This is a genomic window from Bradyrhizobium sp. HKCCYLRH3099, from assembly GCF_051167855.1.
Taxonomy (GTDB): domain Bacteria; phylum Pseudomonadota; class Alphaproteobacteria; order Rhizobiales; family Xanthobacteraceae; genus Bradyrhizobium.
Map to the genome: position 1 here is coordinate 117,562 of NZ_JBNPTW010000003.1, position 16,127 is coordinate 133,688.

At 67.4% G+C, this 16,127-nt stretch carries 11 protein-coding genes; 3 read left to right on the plus strand and 8 right to left on the minus strand.

Features of this window, described 5'->3' with window-relative positions; all coding sequences use genetic code 11:
* Window positions 1-26: 26 nt before the first annotated feature.
* Window positions 27-944, minus strand: a complete 918-nt coding sequence (locus ACQR1Y_RS08885; RefSeq protein WP_434876266.1) for a pirin family protein — start codon at window positions 942-944, stop codon at window positions 27-29.
* A 140-nt stretch (window positions 945-1,084) separates the two neighbouring features.
* Here ACQR1Y_RS08885 and ACQR1Y_RS08890 point away from each other — a divergent pair, with 140 nt between their 5' ends.
* Window positions 1,085-2,149, plus strand: a complete 1,065-nt coding sequence (locus ACQR1Y_RS08890) for a helix-turn-helix domain-containing protein (protein WP_434876341.1) — start codon at window positions 1,085-1,087, stop codon at window positions 2,147-2,149.
* 141 nt (window positions 2,150-2,290) lie between these two features.
* The gene (locus tag ACQR1Y_RS08895) at window positions 2,291-3,697 is read left to right on the plus strand and encodes a serine hydrolase domain-containing protein (protein WP_434876265.1); all 1,407 of its coding nucleotides are present in this window, start codon (window positions 2,291-2,293) and stop codon (window positions 3,695-3,697) included.
* An 8-nt stretch (window positions 3,698-3,705) separates the two neighbouring features.
* Here ACQR1Y_RS08895 and ACQR1Y_RS08900 read toward each other — a convergent pair whose 3' ends face one another.
* A complete protein-coding gene (locus ACQR1Y_RS08900) occupies window positions 3,706-5,073 on the minus strand; it encodes an MmgE/PrpD family protein (protein WP_434876264.1) in 1,368 nt (455 codons plus the stop codon).
* Window positions 5,074-5,193: 120 nt separating this feature from the next.
* On the opposite strand from ACQR1Y_RS08900, the gene ACQR1Y_RS08905 reads away from it, so the two are divergent.
* Entirely contained in the window at window positions 5,194-6,336 is a 1,143-nt protein-coding gene (locus tag ACQR1Y_RS08905; protein WP_434858107.1) for an FUSC family protein, read from the plus strand.
* 2 nt (window positions 6,337-6,338) lie between these two features.
* Here the strand turns inward: ACQR1Y_RS08905 and ACQR1Y_RS08910 are convergent, their stop codons facing one another.
* The 6 genes from ACQR1Y_RS08910 to ACQR1Y_RS08935 form a co-directional block, all read right to left on the minus strand.
* A complete protein-coding gene (locus ACQR1Y_RS08910; RefSeq protein WP_434876263.1) occupies window positions 6,339-7,724 on the minus strand; it encodes an MATE family efflux transporter in 1,386 nt (461 codons plus the stop codon).
* 725 nt (window positions 7,725-8,449) lie between these two features.
* Window positions 8,450-8,929, minus strand: coding sequence for a DUF2867 domain-containing protein (locus ACQR1Y_RS08915; RefSeq protein ID WP_434876262.1), 480 nt, complete (start codon window positions 8,927-8,929; stop codon window positions 8,450-8,452).
* Window positions 8,930-9,339: 410 nt separating this feature from the next.
* On the minus strand, window positions 9,340-10,635 hold the full coding sequence (murA, locus tag ACQR1Y_RS08920; RefSeq protein ID WP_172110530.1) for a UDP-N-acetylglucosamine 1-carboxyvinyltransferase: 1,296 nt from the start codon (window positions 10,633-10,635) through the stop codon (window positions 9,340-9,342).
* A 102-nt stretch (window positions 10,636-10,737) separates the two neighbouring features.
* A complete protein-coding gene (locus tag ACQR1Y_RS08925; RefSeq protein ID WP_434876261.1) occupies window positions 10,738-11,013 on the minus strand; it encodes a FitA-like ribbon-helix-helix domain-containing protein in 276 nt (91 codons plus the stop codon).
* Window positions 11,014-11,106: 93 nt separating this feature from the next.
* A complete protein-coding gene (gene gyrB / locus ACQR1Y_RS08930; RefSeq protein WP_434876260.1) occupies window positions 11,107-13,545 on the minus strand; it encodes a DNA topoisomerase (ATP-hydrolyzing) subunit B in 2,439 nt (812 codons plus the stop codon).
* Between the two features lie 341 nt (window positions 13,546-13,886).
* Window positions 13,887-16,040: a hypothetical protein gene (locus ACQR1Y_RS08935; protein WP_434876259.1), complete on the minus strand. Its 2,154-nt coding sequence runs from the start codon at window positions 16,038-16,040 to the stop codon at window positions 13,887-13,889.
* Window positions 16,041-16,127: the final 87 nt, after the last annotated feature.

Below are 16,127 nucleotides of genomic sequence, written 5' to 3' on the forward strand. Positions count from 1 at the left end.
CGAAAGAGAGCGTCGCTCCCCATAGCCTATTCCGGCAGCGGAATGAACTCGTGCTCCTGCGGAACGGCGGCGAAGCGGCCGGTTTTCCAGTCCTGCTTGGCCTGCTCGATGCGCTCCTTGCTGGAGGAAACGAAATTCCACCAGACATGGCGCGGCCCCTCCAGCGCATCGCCGCCGAGGAACATCATCCGGGTCGGCTTGATGGTGCGGACGCTGATGGCGTCACCGGGACGGAAGATCAGCAGCCGCGGGCCCTCATGGCGCTCGCGCGCGATCTCGATTTCGCCGTCGACGATATAGATCGCGCGCTCCTCGTGGTCAGGATCGAGCGGCACGATGGTGCCGGCCTGCGCCGTGACCTCGACATAGAACCAGGGCGAGACCATCGTCACCGGCGAGGCTTTTCCGAACGCCTTGCCGGCAATGATGCGCGCCGAAAAGCCGGTGTCGCTGACGGTCGGCAGCGCGCCCGCCGCATAATGCTGAAAGCTCGGCGCAATCTCCTCGGATTCCACAGGGAGCGCGATCCAGCTCTGCAGGCCCAGCATCTGCTGCCCGTTCTGCCGCTGCAGGTCCGGCGTGCGTTCGGAATGCGCGATGCCGCGGCCGGCGGTCATCAGGTTCATCGCGCCAGGCTGGATCTCCTGGACGTTGCCCTCGCTGTCGCGATGCATAATGGCGCCGTCGAACAGATAGGTGACGGTGGCCAAGCCGATATGCGGATGCGGCCGCACGTCCATGCCCTTGCCGGAGACGAACTGCACCGGGCCGAAATGATCGAAGAAGATGAACGGTCCGACCATCTGCCGGCGGCCATGCGGCAGCGCGCGGCGCACGGCGAAGCCGTCGCCGAGATCGCGGGTGCGCGGCACGATGACATGCTCCAGCGCATCGCAGGAGGTGGGATCGCCGAATTCGGGATCGATCGATGGCTGCCAGCTCATGGGACACTCCTGAAAAGTGGTTGCGCGAGCTTAGCAGTTTCGCGACGGCGAGGGCAGGGCATGACGTCGCGACATCCGTGCGATTTGAAAGCCGTCAAGGCCCGGCCTAGAGTTCCGGCGCCGATCATGGACGTGTGATGATGCCGCTCGACCACCTCGATCTCGCCCTCCGCGCCGCAGCCATCGCGCTGCTCGCCATGCTGGCCGTGTCGTTGTGGCGTGATCTCGGCAAGCAGCCGGTCGGCCGGCTCGCGGTCGCGCTGGCGCTCGGCTCGGCCGCGCATGCGGCGACGTTCAATATCGGCGGCACCGCGGTGCCATCGCTCGCCGCCGCGCCGCTGATCGCGCTCGCGACCGCCGACATCGTCGTGCTCTGGCTGTTCTGCCGCGCGCTGTTTGATGACGGCTTCGCACCGCGATGGCGGCACGGTCTGATCTGGCTCGCGGTGTTCGGCTTCAGCCTGATCAGCTGCCTCGTGCTCGGGCCGGCGGGGCATGCGCGGATCGTCATCGTCGCGAACAATTTGCTGGCGCTTGGTTTCGTCGGACTGACTCTGGCGCAGACGATCCGGTCGTGGTCGGCGGATCTCGTCGAGGGCCGCCGTCGCGTCCGCGCCTTCGTCGTCATCGCGGCGCTTGGTTACGGCGGCGTCAACGCGCTGCTGCAGATGGTCGCGGCTGGCAGTGGTCCGTCGGAGCTCGCCAATGTCGTCAATGCGGCGATGTTCTTGGCCGTCGTCGGCGCCGTCGCGCTGATGCTGCTGAAGGTCGGTGCGTCCGACGTGTTCGCTCCCGAGGCGCCGCATGACGCGATAAGCGTGCCGGAGCCGGTTGTCGCGGCCCAGCCTGCCGCCAACCGCAAGCTGGTCGACGCGCTGATGCGGCTGATGGCCGACGAGCGGATCTACAGGCAGGAGAACGTCACCATCGGCATGCTGGCGACCCGGCTCGCCATTCCCGAGTACCGGCTGCGCCGGCTCATCAATGGCGAACTCGGCTATCGCAACTTCAACACCTTCCTGAACAACCACCGCATCGAGGAAGCCAAGGCCGCGCTCGCCGATCCGGCCCAGGCCGAGGTGCCCGTGATCACCATCGCGATGGACGCCGGCTTCCAGTCGCTCGGCCCCTTCAACCGCGCGTTCAAGGCGGCGACGGGCGTGACGCCGACCGAGTTCCGGCGCATGAGGCTGGCCGCGGCGTGATGGTTCGAGCGCTGACATCAAAGGAGAATTCCGAAATCGGCGAGCTCGCCGCGCGTTTCGGCGGGTGCATGTTTCGAAATCGGCGAGCCGTGCGACGGCCGCTGCGGTGTGGTCCGGCAGGTTCATCTGCCGGAGCTTCCCATGACCCGCCGCCGCCTGCTTCTCGTCTTCGTGTCGACTGTCGCCGTGACCGCCCTTGCACTCGGCGCCGCCCGGGCCCGCGATGTGCCGCAAGTGGCGACGGGCTTCATCGCCAGCGTCGTGTGCTCGGAGACCTTCGTCTCCGGCCTCGATCCGGAGCGTGTGCTGGCCGAGACACGCGACGCGATGCCTGGTGCTGGCCTGCTGACCTGGGCCATGAATGTCCAAGTGGACCGGGCCACCAAGGACGTCACCGTGACGCTGCTGGGGCTCGGCCGCAGTCATGCGGTCTATCGCGACGGCCTCGGTTGCCATCTCGATCATGGCGGGGCGGAGGGATGGCCGGCCATGCGGCTGCCCACGCCGTCGCCGGCCTTGCCAGCCGAGATCGGCCCTCCGCGCCCCGTGGAGCCGGCCACGCCGGCCTTGGCCGCCGCCCTCGACCGGGCCTTCGCCGAGCCGGAAGCGCCGCCCTTTCGGCGCACCCATGCGGTCGTCGTGCTCAAGGACAGCAAACTGATCGCCGAACGCTATGCTCCCGGCTTCGCGCTCGACACGCCGCTGCTCGGCTTCTCCGCAACCAAGTCGATGACCGCGACCCTGATCGGCATCCTCGTTCGTCAGAACAAGCTCGCTTTGCATGCGCCCGCACCGGTCGCGGCCTGGCAGGGCGAGGCCGATCCGCGCCACGCCATCACCGTCGATCACCTTCTCCGCCACACCGCCGGGCTCGCGCTCGGCAGCTCGTTGCAGGCCTCGTTGTTGTCTGCGTTGGAGCCGGTCAACCGGATGAAGTTCGTCGAGCCAGACCGCGCGGCGTTTGCCGAATCCATGCCGCTCGAAACCGCGCCGGGCGCGGTCAGCAACTATCACGACGGCAACACCGTCATCCTCTCGCATCTCATCCGCGCCGCCGCCGGCGGCAGTGCCGCGGATGTCCTGCGGTTTGCGCATCGCGAGTTGTTCGATCCGCTCGGCATGCGCAACGTCACCATCGAATTCGATGCCGCCGGCACGCCGGAAGGATCGAGCCAGATGCTGGCCACCGCGCGCGACTGGGCGCGGCTTGGCCAATTGTATCTCGACGATGGCGTGATCGCCGGCCGCCGCATCCTGCCCGCCGGCTGGGTCGATTACGTCAGCACCCCGACTCCCGGAGCCTTCGTCGGCCTCGGCGCCGGCTTCTGGACCAACCGCGGCGACAGCTTTGGCGCTACCTATCGCGTCTCCCACGGCTGGCCGCGCGATGCCTTCTTCGCCAAAGGCACGCTCGGCCAGTATGTCGTCGTCATCCCTTCGGAGCGCCTGGTCATCGCGCGCTTCGGCCGCACCGTGAACTGGCCGCCGGAGGCCGACGGCGTGGCGCAGCTCGTGAGCGACGTGATCGCGGCGACGCGTGGGGAGTGATGCTTGGATCAGGCTCTCCCCAAAGCGGTGGCCTGCGCGACGCGATCGAACCGCTCCAAGGAGAGAATCGCATCGGCAAAAGTTTGCGCGCGGCTGCTCAGCACCGGCCGCGCCAAGGTGATGAACTTGTCGCTCATCGCCTGCGCCGTCGGAAACGACGTCGGCTCGCCCGAGGGATCATCATGCATCCGCTCGTGCACGCCGTCCTCGGTGGTGATGGTGACGCGCGCGCCGAAGGGATGGCTGCGGCCTTCCAATTTGTCGTCCTGCACGACGTCGAACTTGTCGGCGAGGCTGTTGATCGCGCTGTCACCCAGACGCGTGTAGTCGTCCCAGCCGAAGCGGCCCTGGTCGAGCGCGAGCGCGCCGGTGAAGAACATCGAGAACTGGCCGCCGACGATCGAGGTCGGATGCCGCTTGGTGCTCGCGTCGCCGGTCAAGGTGATGCCGTTGCGATGCAGGCCGACCTCGACGCGCCTGACCTGGTCCGGCGTCAGATTGTGCTCGCGGCGCAGCGCGATGATGGCGTCGATCGCCGCATGGGTATAGCGGCAGCTCGGATACGGCTTCACGCCGATCTTCATCGTCTCGTAGGTCGTGCCGAGACCCGCGACCGCCTTCTCATGATGCGGCGTGTCGGTGTAGCCGACCAGGAGCCCATGCTTGCCCTCGACGGATTCGATCGCGCCGACGAAATCATTCTTGGCGAGCGTCGCCGCGATCACGCCGTTCATCGCCGACGCCCCGACCTGATAGCGCTTGTTCCAGGCGCCGTTGACGAGAAACTGCAGCGAGCCCGCCGCCTGGCTGCCGGAGACGCCGAAGGCGTAGACGAGCTGCTGCTCGGACAATCCGAACAGCTTGCCCGCGGCCGCCGCTGCGCCGTAGGTGCCGGCGGTCGCGGTCGGGTGGAAGCCGCGCCCATAATGCGAGGTCGGATCGAGCGCGTTGCCGAGCCGGCAGCACACCTCATAGCCGGCGACGATCGCGGTCAGCACCTCGCGGCCGGACGCGCCGACCATCTCGCCGACGGCGAAGGCGGCGGGTACCACCGGCGCGCTCGGATGCAGCGAGGAGTCCGCGTGGGTATCGTCGAAGTCGAGCGAGTGGCCCATCGTCCCGTTGAGCAGCGCCGCCACGGCCGGTGTCCACGTCCGGGAGTCACCGAACACGGTGGCCTCGCCCGCGGCATCCAGCTTCAACGCCGCCAGCATGTTGACGACCGACGGCGTCGATTCCGCCTCGCGCCGGGCGCGGATGGCGCTGCCGAGAAAATCGAGCGTCAGCACCTTGGCGCGGTCGAGCACCTCGGGCGGGATATCGTCATATTTCAGGTCGGCGACATAGGCGGCGAGCGTTGCGGTTTCCTGGGCCATCGTGTTTCCTCACATCGTTGCGGCGACCGTAGGCAGACTGATTCCGGCTTTCAAGCCGGTTCCGCGTTGCGAAGGGCTGCCATGCCGGGACCGCGCTGGTCCGTTCGAGGTGAGTGACTGATGCCGTCGATCAAGGAGCTGTTCGGCCGGGTGTATGCCCGCAGGGCGCAGATGTCGCTCGCCGTGCGCGGCACGGTGGCGGCGACGCTCGCCTTCGCGATCGCAACCGCTCTCCAGCTCAAGCTGCCGCTGTGGGCGGTGCTGACCTCGCTGATCGTGACGCAAGGCAGCGTCGGGCGCTCGCTGAAGGCGACGCGCGACTACATGTTCGGCACCATCGGCGGCGCGATCTATGGCGGCGCCATCACCGTGTTCATCCCGCATTCCGGCGAGTTGCAATTGCTGGGCATGCTGATCCTGGCGGTGACGCCGCTCGCCTTCATCGCCGCGCTCAATCCGAGCCTCAACGCCGCCACGGTGACGGCCGTCATCGTGCTGCTTGTCCCGACCATGGGCCATCTCGATCCGCTGGGCTCGGCGGTCGACCGCGTGTTCGAGGTCGCTGTCGGTGCGCTCACCGGGCTTGCCGTATCGTTCGTGGTGCTGCCGTCGCGCGCTCACGTGCAGATGCGCAGCGCTGCCGGGCGCCTGCTCGAGCTGATCGCGGCCGCCTTCACCGAGTTGCTGGCCGGCCTGTCGCGCGGCCGCGACAACGACGCGCTGCATCGAATCCAGGACGGCATCGGCACCGCCCTGAGCGAGTTGAACGCCACCGGCGCCGAGGCCGAGCGCGAGCGGTCGGCGCGGCTGTCGTCGGGCGCCGACACCGGCCCGCTGTTGCGAACCATCCTGCGGCTGCGCCATGACGTCGTGATGATCGGCCGCGCCAGCGTGGTGCCGCTGCCCTCGGAGCTGCAGACGCGCCTGTCGGGCCCGGTCACGCGCGTCAGCGACGCCATCGCCGGCTATCTGCGCGGCTGCGCCGCCGCCATCCGTAACGGCTCCGGACCGCCGGCGATCTGGCCGGTGCATGTCGCGGTCAAGTCCTATGCCGAGGCGGTCGCCGCGTTGCGCAGCGACGGCCTGACGCGGGGTCTGCCGGGCGACGCCGCCGAGCGCTTCTTCGCGCTCGGCTTCTCGCTCGATCAGATGCGGCAGAACCTGATCGACCTCGAACGGGTCATCGCCGAATGGGCCGAGACATCGCCCGGCAAGCCGCATCGGCCTGAGCCCGAGGAGACGTCCGATACCGCGGGCGCCTGACATCATCGCGACAGCCTGAGGAAGCGCAGCACGAGCAGTGCCGCATAGATGCTGGTGCCGAGCGACAGCCCGATCCAGATGCCGGTCGCGCCGAGCGAGGTGTGCAGCCCGAGCCCATAGGACGCAGGAAAGCCGATCAGCCAGTAGCCGAGCACGGCGAGCAGCAAGGGCACGCGCGTGTCCTTGATGCCGCGCAGCGCACCGACGGCGATGGTCTGCAGCGCATCGGTGATGAAGAAGGTGGTTCCGACCAGCAGCAGGGTGGCGGCGAGCGCGACGGTCGCTCCGACATCGGCGACGCCGCTGCCGAGAAACAGCTGCACGAGCTCGAACCGCGCGAGGATGATGCCGAGTGTGAAAAGCAGCGCCAGCGCAAGGCCGAGCAGCAGTGCCATCAACCCGGCGCGGCGCACGCCCTGCGCATCGTTGCGCCCCGCGGCGTGGCCGACGCGCACCGTCGCCGCCATGCTGATGCCGAACGGAACCATGAACAGGATCGCGGTGATCTGCAGCGCGATCTGATGCGCGGCGAGCGCGGGCGTGCTGATCAGTCCCATCAGGATCGCGGCCGCCGAGAACAGGCCGTATTCCAGCAGGAACGACAGCGAGATCGGCGCGCCGATGATGAGCAGCTGCCGCAGCAGCCGCCAGTCGATCTGTCCCAGTCGCGCGAGCACGCGATAGTCGCGGAAGGGCGGACGAAACACGGCGAACCAGAGCCCCGCGAGAAACGTCGCCAGGTTCACGGTGGAGGTCGCAAGCCCGACGCCGGTCAGGCCGAGCTGCGGAAATCCCCACGCGCCGTACAGCAGCGGATAGACCAGCAACGCATTGAGCGGGATCGCGGCGAGCGTGATCCCGAGCACCGGCTCCGGGCGATTGACCGCGCCCATGAAGCTGCGCAGCGCCAGGAACCACAGCATCGGCGCGACGCCCCAGGCGAGACCGGCCAGATAGTCCTGTGCGAGATGCGCGACGCGGGGCGTCTGCCCGAGCGCGAGCAGGATGGCTTCGCCGTTCAGCGCGATCAGCATGATCGGCAGCGCAATGAAGAGACCGGTCCACAGGCCGACTCGCAGCGCGCGCCGGACCAGCCCGGCGTCTCCGGCGCCGAACGCCTGCGCGGCCAGCGGCGCCACCGCCGACATCAGGCCCATGCCGAAGGTCGAGCCGACGAAGTAGACGGTGCCGGACAGCGCGGCCGCCGCGACCGCGTCGCCGCCGAGGCGGCCGATGAAAGCGAGGTCGGTCGACATCATCGCGATCTGCGACAGCTGCGTCAGCGCCATCGGCGCAGCGAGCCGGATCGTCTCCCAGAGTTCGACGGTGAAAGAGGCAGGCGGCGCCGCCGGAAGCGGCGCATGATCGGTTGCAACGATAGGGGTCATGGACGCGGCTATAGCAGCCTCCGCCGGTTCCTGCACATCACGGTCGTTGTTCCCTCTCGAACACATGCGGCGTATGAACGCAGCCTGCGGCAACGATGAGAGCCGTCGGATCGCACGGCCGCCGCGTGCGCGTGCGTTGTCATTCTCGCGGCATGCTTCGCGCCCGAGCTTTGCAAAGTGAGCGGCCCTTGGAAGTGAGAGGGCGCAGGGAAGGCCGGGTGCTTGACCACACCCATGGCCCGCCTGCAAAAGAAGTAGCAGGCGGCAGTCACCACAGGTGGGCCGCACAACCGGCCTTCCCTGCGCGATGGTCTTAACGGCTTATACGTACTCTCCCCGGTGCGCCGGGCTTGTTGGCCACCGTCACCGACAGATCGTTCGCCGGCTTGACCTCAGCGTCGGGAGGCCAGGACCATACGATTTCGCCGTATGCGACCGCTCCTTCGTCCACGCGCCGACCTCGGATTGCCCCGAGCGCGCGCTGAAAGCCGCCGCATCCATCGCATCCCACCCTCAACGGTCCGTGACGATCGCGAAGCGTCCCTCTCATGAGGACGGGATGGCGGCATTGTTTCTGATTTGCGGAACAAACGCAAGCGTAAAATTCGGAAAATAAAAAGCGCGAAGGGCTGACTCGGTCGGAGCTGCCGGCGGCTCCGATGTGATCTGCGTGTCGGGTAAACCGTTCGAGATCGTGACGCGTGACGGAGACGCGTTGAACGCGTTCAGGCGGTTCCTGAGACCTGCCGTAGCGTGGCCTTGACCACGAGGCGATGGAACGGCGTGATCACGGTGAGATAGATGCGGCCGAGTGCGTTGTGGGTCCGGACCAGGGTGGTCGCGGTCACCTGAGAGCTTGCGCCGATTGTCGCGACGTCGACCAGAACGCGGAAGTCCAGATGCTGGTCGTCGAAGCCGAGCACGAGTTGGCTTGGCGTCTGTGCGATGACCGGGAAAATCCCGATCATGGGGCCAGGACGGCGTGCGTCCGCGCCCGAGGTCTTCAAGCCGAACGGCCTGACGAGCGCATTGCGGAGTTTCAGGAGAGCGGCCATCCACCAGGGCGCATGACCGAGCATGCGCTCGGCCGTGGTGCGGGCATCGAGGGCCGCGCCGTCGATCGTGATGCGGAAGGCATCGGCGAAGTCGGCTCCGGCGAGCCATCGGTCACGGTCGACATCGGGCGTGATCTCGCTGATCGTCATGCGTGCGCCTCGAACGGGTCGGCCGGTACGGACGTATCGCGAAACAAGGCCAGCGCCGCGGCCTCATGGCGTATCAGGAGGGCGAGGATCGATTGGTGCGTGAGCGACATCGTTTGAACAGGCATCTCGAAGTAGGATCCAGGCTCTTCGCGGCACGGGCGGTGGTCCCCCCGCCGCTTGCGGGGAGAGGGCTGGGAGGTGAGGGGGCTCTCCACGAGCACCGCACTCGCTGAGAGCAAGGAGTAGGGTGGGCAAAGGCGCGCCACTCTGTCACGGTTCGTCCGCGATGTTGCTCGCGCCGTGCCCACCATCAGTGTCATCCGTCGCTCGACGGTGGGCACGAGCCGCCTGCGGCTGCTCTTTGCCCACCCTACGGTCCTTCGGTGACGCGGAGAGAGCAGAGCGAACGTCTACCGTCCCCGCTCCGGCACCCGCGTGATCTTCGCGCCGAGCGCGTTCAGGCGTTCGTCGATGCGTTCGTAGCCGCGTTCGATCTGGTCGGCGTTGTCGATATAGGACGTGCCCTCGGCGCAGAGCGCGGCGAGCAGCATGGCCATGCCGGCGCGGATGTCGGGGGAGACGACGCGGGCGCCGCGCAGCTGGCTGGGGCCGGCGACGATGGCGCGATGCGGGTCGCACAGCACGATGCGGGCGCCCATCGAGATCAGCTTGTCGACGAAGAACATCCGCGACTCGAACATCTTCTCGAACATCAGGATCACGCCCTCGCATTGCGTGGCGGTGACGATCGCGATCGACATCAGATCAGCGGGGAAGGCCGGCCAGGGCTGGTCCTCCAGCTTCGGCACGTGGCCGCCGAAATCGTCCTTGATCTTCATGGTCTGGTCGGAGGGCACGATGAGATCGTCGCCGGCGACCTCGCAGACGATGCCGAGCCGCTCGAAGCCCATGCGGATCGAGCGCAGATGCTCGGTGCCGGCGCGCACGATGCGCAAGGGCGAGCGCGTCACGGCGGCGAGGCCGATCAGCGAGCCGACCTCGATGTGATCGGGCTGGATCGCGTAGGACGCCTGGCCGAGCGTGCTGGCGCCATGGATTACCATCGTGTTGGTGCCGATGCCCTCGATATTGGCGCCGAGCGCAACGAGGAAGTGCGCGAGGTCCTGCACGTGGGGCTCGGAGGCGGCGTTGCGCAGGTAGGTCGTGCCGTGCGCGGCAACGGCCGCGACCAGCGCATTCTCGGTCGCGGTGACGCTGGGCTCGTCGAGGAAGACGTCGGCACCCTTGAGGCCGGAGGCGCGCAGCTCGATCTTGTCGGTCGCGGTGACGGTGGCGCCGAGCTGCTCGAAGGCGAGGAAATGCGTGTCGAGGCGGCGGCGGCCGATCACGTCGCCGCCGGGCGGCGGCAGCGCCACTTCGCCGCAGCGGGCGAGCAGGGGGCCGGCGAGCAGGATCGAGGCGCGGATGCGCGCGCACAGGTCCGGATCGAGGTCGGCGGCGCGGATCTCCTTGGCATGGATCGCGAGCCGGTTGCGGCCGCGCCATTCAGCCGACGCGCCGACCGAACGGACCAGCTCGACCAGAGTCTCGGTGTCGCGGATGCGCGGCACATTATCGAGCGTCACCGGATGGTCGGTCAGAAGCGCGGCTGCGATGATCGGCAGCGCCGCGTTCTTGTTGCCCGACGGCTCGATCGCGCCCTTGAGCCGGTGACCACCCTCGACGATGTATTGAATGGGCGCCATGTGTCGGTCCGTTTTTGATGCTGAGGTCAAAGGCGGCGCCGGCTACAGCGGAACCTCGCTCCGGCGTGCAATTATCACGGAAGCCGCACGCAGACCACTGTCCTAAAGAGTCTCCGGGCCGAGCAGGTTTATTCGGTGTGGGGCCTTGCGGCAGGCTAGCAGCTGCCGCTCCAGCAACTCGATGTCGGCAGTCGTGAGGCCGATTGTGCGGCTCATCTCCGAGAGTTTGCTGCCGATGCGCAGCCTGTCGCTCGGACTTGTCGCTTCGTCGAGAATGGCGCGGATTTCGGCCTCAATGCTGCGGGCATTTTGCGTGGCGCGCAGCTTTGGAGCCCGATGGATTTCGTCGGAAAGGTCACGAACAGTGACAGTGGTCATGACGATGTCCTCCGTAAGAACAGCGAGAACGCCAATATCACATGCCGAGTTGCACAGCAGCCTATCGAGAACCGCTGCGGCGGCGCCCCGCGCCTACACGTCCACGTTCGCCGACAGCGAATTGTCCTGGATGAATTCGCGGCGGGGCTCGACGACGTCGCCCATCAGCTTGGTGAAGATGTCGTCAGCCTCGTCGACCTCCTTGACCTTCACCTGGAGCAGGGTGCGCGCCTCGGTGTCGAGGGTGGTTTCCCAGAGCTGCTGCGGGTTCATCTCGCCCAGCCCTTTGTAGCGCTGCATGGCGATGCCCTTGCGGCCCGCATCGGTGACGGCCTCGAACAGGTCGACCGGGCCATGGATCACGGTCTGGGTATCGCCCCGGCGCAGGAAACCGGGCTTGGCGTAGGCGTCCTGCAGGCGCGCGGCGTAGTCGTCGAGCTTGCGCGCGTCGGCCGAGGCCAGCAGAGCGTCGTCGATCACAGCCACGTCCTTCACGCCGCGCACGGTGCGCTCGAACGTAAAGCCCTGGCCTTCCACGAAATGGCCGATCCAGCCGCGTTCGACTTCGTCCGCCAGCACGTCGAGCCGCTTGGCGATGTAATCGGCCGCGGCGTCGGCGGTGGCGATGTCTCGCGTGATGTCCGCGCGCAGCACGCCGGCAATCGCGGCCTGCTCGACGACGCTGCGGTCGTAGCGGCTGTGCAGATTGCGCAGGATGTTGCGGACCAGCCGCGCCTCCTCGACCAGCGCCAGCAGGTCGCGGCCCTTGCGTTCCTCGCCCTCGGCGGTCCTGAACACGCAATCGTCGAGTCCGGTGCCGATCAGGTAGTCCTCGAGCGCGCGCTCGTCCTTCAGATACTGCTCGGACTTGCCGCGCGTCACCTTGTAGAGCGGCGGCTGCGCGATGTAGAGATGGCCGCGATCGATGATCTGGCGCATCTGCCGGTAGAAGAACGTCAGCAGCAAGGTGCGGATGTGGGCGCCGTCGACGTCGGCGTCGGTCATCACGATGATCTTGTGGTAGCGCAGCTTGTCGATCGAGAAGTCGTCGCTGATCCCCGTGCCGAGAGCGGTGATCAGCGTGCCGATCTGCTCGCTCGACAGCATCTTGTCGGGACGCACGCGCTCGACGTTGAGGATCTTGCCGCGCAGCGGCAGCACCGCCTGGAACTCGCGGTTGCGGCCCTGCTTGGCGCTGCCGCCGGCCGAGTCACCCTCGACGATGAACAGCTCGGACTTGGCCGGATCCTTCTCCTGGCAGTCGGCGAGCTTGCCGGGCAGCGAGGCGATGTTGTTGAGCGGATTCTTGCGCGTCAGCTCGCGGGCCTTGCGCGCCGCCTCGCGCGCCGCGGCGGCCTGGATCACCTTGCCGACGACGGTCTTGGCCTCCGACGGATGCTCCTCGAACCACGCCGACAGCGCCTCGTTGAGGACGTTTTCGACCACGGGGCGCACTTCCGAGGACACCAGCTTGTCCTTGGTCTGCGACGAGAACTTCGGATCCGGCACCTTCACCGAGAGCACCGCGGTGAGGCCTTCGCGGCAATCGTCGCCGGTCAGCGCAATCTTTTCCTTCTTCGCATTGGCCTCGGCATAGCCGTTGACCTGGCGCGTCAGGGCGCCACGGAAGCCGGCGAGATGGGTGCCGCCGTCACGCTGCGGAATGTTGTTGGTGAAGCACAGCACGTTCTCGTGGTAGCTGTCGTTCCACCACAGCGCCGCCTCGACGGTGATGCCGTTCGACTCCGAGCGCACCATGATCGGATTGGGAACGATCGCCTTCTTGTTGCGATCGAGATATTTGACGAACTCCTCGACGCCGCCGGAATAGAACATCTCCTCGCGCTTCTCGACCGCGTGGCGCATGTCGGAGAGGATGATGTGGACGCCGGAATTGAGGAAGGCGAGCTCGCGCAGGCGATGTTCGAGCGTCGCGTAGTCGTATTCGACCATCTTGAAGGTCTCGGTCGACGCCAGGAACGTCACCTCGGTGCCGCGCTTGCCGGGTGTATCGCCGACGACCTGTAGCGGTGCCACCGCGTCGCCATGGGCGAACACGATGAGGTGCTCCTTGTCGTCGCGCCAGATGCGCAGCTCGAGCTTGCTCGACAGCGCGTTGACGACGGAGACGCCGACGCCGTGCAGACCACCGGAGACCTTGTAGGAGTTCTGGTCGAACTTTCCGCCGGCGTGCAGCTGGGTCATGATGACCTCGGCCGCGGAGACGCCTTCGCCTTTGTGGATGTCGACCGGAATGCCGCGGCCGTCGTCGCGCACGGTGACGGAGTTGTCGGCGTTCAGCACGACCTCGACGCGGCTCGCATAACCGGCGAGCGCCTCGTCGATGGCGTTGTCGACGACCTCATAGACCATGTGGTGCAGGCCGGAGCCGTCATCGGTGTCGCCGATATACATGCCCGGGCGCTTGCGCACGGCATCCAGGCCCTTCAACACCCGGATCGATTCTGCGCCGTATTCGTTCGCGGTGGCAGGCTCGTTGTCGGCGATGGTTTGCCGGGCGGGTTCGGTCATGTGAGGCCTTTGAAGGGGTCCCGGAAGGGGTGCCGATGGGCGATGTCGCGCAAGGGTGCTGAGAGCACTCTTTGTGCCACGAAAGCGGGGGCGCGCCTAGCGCAAAAAGACGTGCCTTAAGATATTGAAGAGATGGGTTTTTTTAACGGTTTTTCAAGCCGTCCGGGAGCCCTCTTCGGGGCCTGCGCAAGGCCGATTCGGACGGCCATTCGCAGGCGTTCGGACAGCGCCTGGGACGGCCGCTTCAGGCGGGCGCTCCAACGGCGTCAGGCCGCCCGTTGGAGCGGCCTGACGATCCACGCAATCGCTGGCGGAGGGCGCGCTGCCGGGCGCCCTCAGGCTCAGTACAGCGGCAAGGGCAGGGCCTGGCCGGTCGGGCCGATCATCAGGCCCCAGGCGTCGCCGGCGCCGAGCTCGATGGTGTCGCTCACGGGCGCACGGCTGGCGATCTTGATCTCGTAGCGGTATTTGCCGGGCGGCAGATCGAGCAGCGGGCCCTTGGGCGTCTTCGGGCTGCCGGTGCCGGCTGCGATCTTCACCGCCTGCCTGTTGATCGTGAGCACCGCATCGGTGTCGCCGGCATTGCCGAGCATCAGCTTGGCCTGGCCGGGCTTGGGCAGGATCTCGGCCTTCGCGGCGGCGTCTGCGTTCTTCTGCACCAGGTTGATCGAGGTCTCGCCACGCGCGCGGCCGAGCGTCAGCACGGCGGGCCCTTGCGGCGAGGTGAAGGCGAGCCTGGCCTTGTCGGCGCTGGTCTGCGCGCCCTCGGGCTTCTCCTGCCAACCGCGTTTGGTCAGCTCGGCACGGTAGAACGCCAGCACGGCGTTGAGATCGGCGGGCACGCTGGCTTCGAGCTCCAGGCGGACGGGCGTGTCGAAGCCGGGCGCCTTGGAGGTCGCCATCGAGGTGGCGCTGCGCTCCTTCGGCACCGGCAGCGCCGACGACGGATCGGCTTCGAGCGGGCGAGCGTCCTTGGCCTGTTGCGACGACGCCTGCGCGGCGGCCGCTGGCTTGGCTGCAGCGATCAGGGCGCTGCCGTCGGCGGTCACGTTCACCTTGGGGCCCATCTGCATGATCGTGAACGCGACCGACTTGCCCTTCGCGGAAAACTCCAGCCGCGCCATGGTCGGATTGTCGATCACGGTCGGCGCTTCCCTGTAGCCGGCCGCCTTCAAGGTCGAGCGGAAGAAGCCGGCGAGGGCCTTCACCGACGAGGTCGACTTGAACTCCAGCCGGCCCTGATTGCCGTCGAAGGTCACCGCCTCGGCGGTCTCGGGCAGGGCGATCGGGGCGGGATTGTCGGCCAGCGCCTTGACCGGCGCATCCGACATCGCTCCGGCCTGGGCAGCCCGCCGGACCTCGTCCGCCGCGATCACCTGTTTGGCCATCGCGGCGGCGTCGGCCATGAACTTGTCGTCGGCGTCCTTCTTGGCCTTGGCACGCGCGGCCAGCGCCGCTTCGGTGGCGCGCATCGACAGCTCGACCATGGTGAAATCATATCGGCGCGACAGTTTCAGCGTGCCGGTCTCCTCTGCCGAGGCGACCTTGAGCGTCACGTCATCCGGCGTGCCCGGTGCGGCCGCCTCGATCCGGAAGCCGCGCGCCGGCAGCTCGCTTGTGTAGAACGCGAGCACGGCCGGCAGCTCGGCGATGATGGCACCCTTGGCCTGGCGGCTCGGCGAGGTCGCGCTGCCCAAGCTTTGCGACGATTTGGCCGGCTTCGGCATCGGCAGTCCGGCGCGATCGTCGCCGGCCTCGAGCTGCGCCGGGAGTGCGAAGGGCGCGATGCGGATCTCGACAAGGGTCTTGCCATCGTCGCGGCGGGTCAGGGTCAGCATCACCGGATTCTGGCGGCGGTAGCCGTCGCTGTCGTCATGGCCGAAGAAGGCGCGCACGCCGTTCGGCGCGGTCTCGCCGAGATCGGCATTGGGCCAGCGTGCGGCGGTCTCCGCGGTCAGCTTCTGCCAGCCGAGCGCGGTCATCTCCTTGGCGAAGAAGGCCATGGTCGCATCGACCGGCGTCGCAACGATGCAGGACAGATAGGGCCGCGTCTCGTCGAACACGATCTCGGTCGCGCCGTCGGGGAACGGCACATTGGCGTAGATCCGCTGCGGCGAGTAGCTGACCTCCGACTGGTCCATGCGGCCGCCGCTGCCGGTGACGTAGGCCGACAGGCCCTGTTTGCCCTTCTTGTAGTTCAGCGTCGGATTGCGCTCCTCCAGCGGCCTGACGTAGCGCACCCAGCCGTCGGCGCTCAGCACCTGCTGGGTGGCGGCATTGGTTGCGGCAGGCGGCATCGGCAGTCGGTAGACGACACGATAGCGATCGGGGCGCGACGTATCCTCCACGGCGCCCTCGGCGCGCGGCAGCGCGTGGACGTCGACGATGGCGTCATCGGCGCGCGCGGGGACGATACAGCTCGCGACAAGCAGAACGCTGCAGGCAAACAGACGTAGCCGCGGCGCGGCGATGGCCTGCGGCCAAAGCTTGGACATCACAGATCTCCAGGATTTCGATTGCGGCGCGTAGGCCTGCGGGATGTCGGAGGACCTCGTCGTCGATCCAACGACAGCTAGTCGAAG

Excerpts from the sequence above, each read along its gene's own strand:
- ACQR1Y_RS08885 (WP_434876266.1), bottom strand. The coding sequence starts at position 944 with ATGAGCTGGCAGCCATCGATCGATCCCGAATTCGGCGATCCCACCTCC.
- ACQR1Y_RS08890 (WP_434876341.1), top strand. The coding sequence starts at position 1,085 with ATGCCGCTCGACCACCTCGATCTCGCCCTCCGCGCCGCAGCCATCGCG.
- ACQR1Y_RS08895 (WP_434876265.1), top strand. The coding sequence starts at position 2,291 with ATGACCCGCCGCCGCCTGCTTCTCGTCTTCGTGTCGACTGTCGCCGTG.
- ACQR1Y_RS08900 (WP_434876264.1), bottom strand. The coding sequence starts at position 5,073 with ATGGCCCAGGAAACCGCAACGCTCGCCGCCTATGTCGCCGACCTGAAA.
- ACQR1Y_RS08905 (WP_434858107.1), top strand. The coding sequence starts at position 5,194 with ATGCCGTCGATCAAGGAGCTGTTCGGCCGGGTGTATGCCCGCAGGGCG.
- ACQR1Y_RS08910 (WP_434876263.1), bottom strand. The coding sequence starts at position 7,724 with ATGACCCCTATCGTTGCAACCGATCATGCGCCGCTTCCGGCGGCGCCG.
- ACQR1Y_RS08915 (WP_434876262.1), bottom strand. The coding sequence starts at position 8,929 with ATGACGATCAGCGAGATCACGCCCGATGTCGACCGTGACCGATGGCTC.
- murA (WP_172110530.1), bottom strand. The coding sequence starts at position 10,635 with ATGGCGCCCATTCAATACATCGTCGAGGGTGGTCACCGGCTCAAGGGC.
- ACQR1Y_RS08925 (WP_434876261.1), bottom strand. The coding sequence starts at position 11,013 with ATGACCACTGTCACTGTTCGTGACCTTTCCGACGAAATCCATCGGGCT.
- gyrB (WP_434876260.1), bottom strand. The coding sequence starts at position 13,545 with ATGACCGAACCCGCCCGGCAAACCATCGCCGACAACGAGCCTGCCACC.
- ACQR1Y_RS08935 (WP_434876259.1), bottom strand. The coding sequence starts at position 16,040 with ATGTCCAAGCTTTGGCCGCAGGCCATCGCCGCGCCGCGGCTACGTCTG.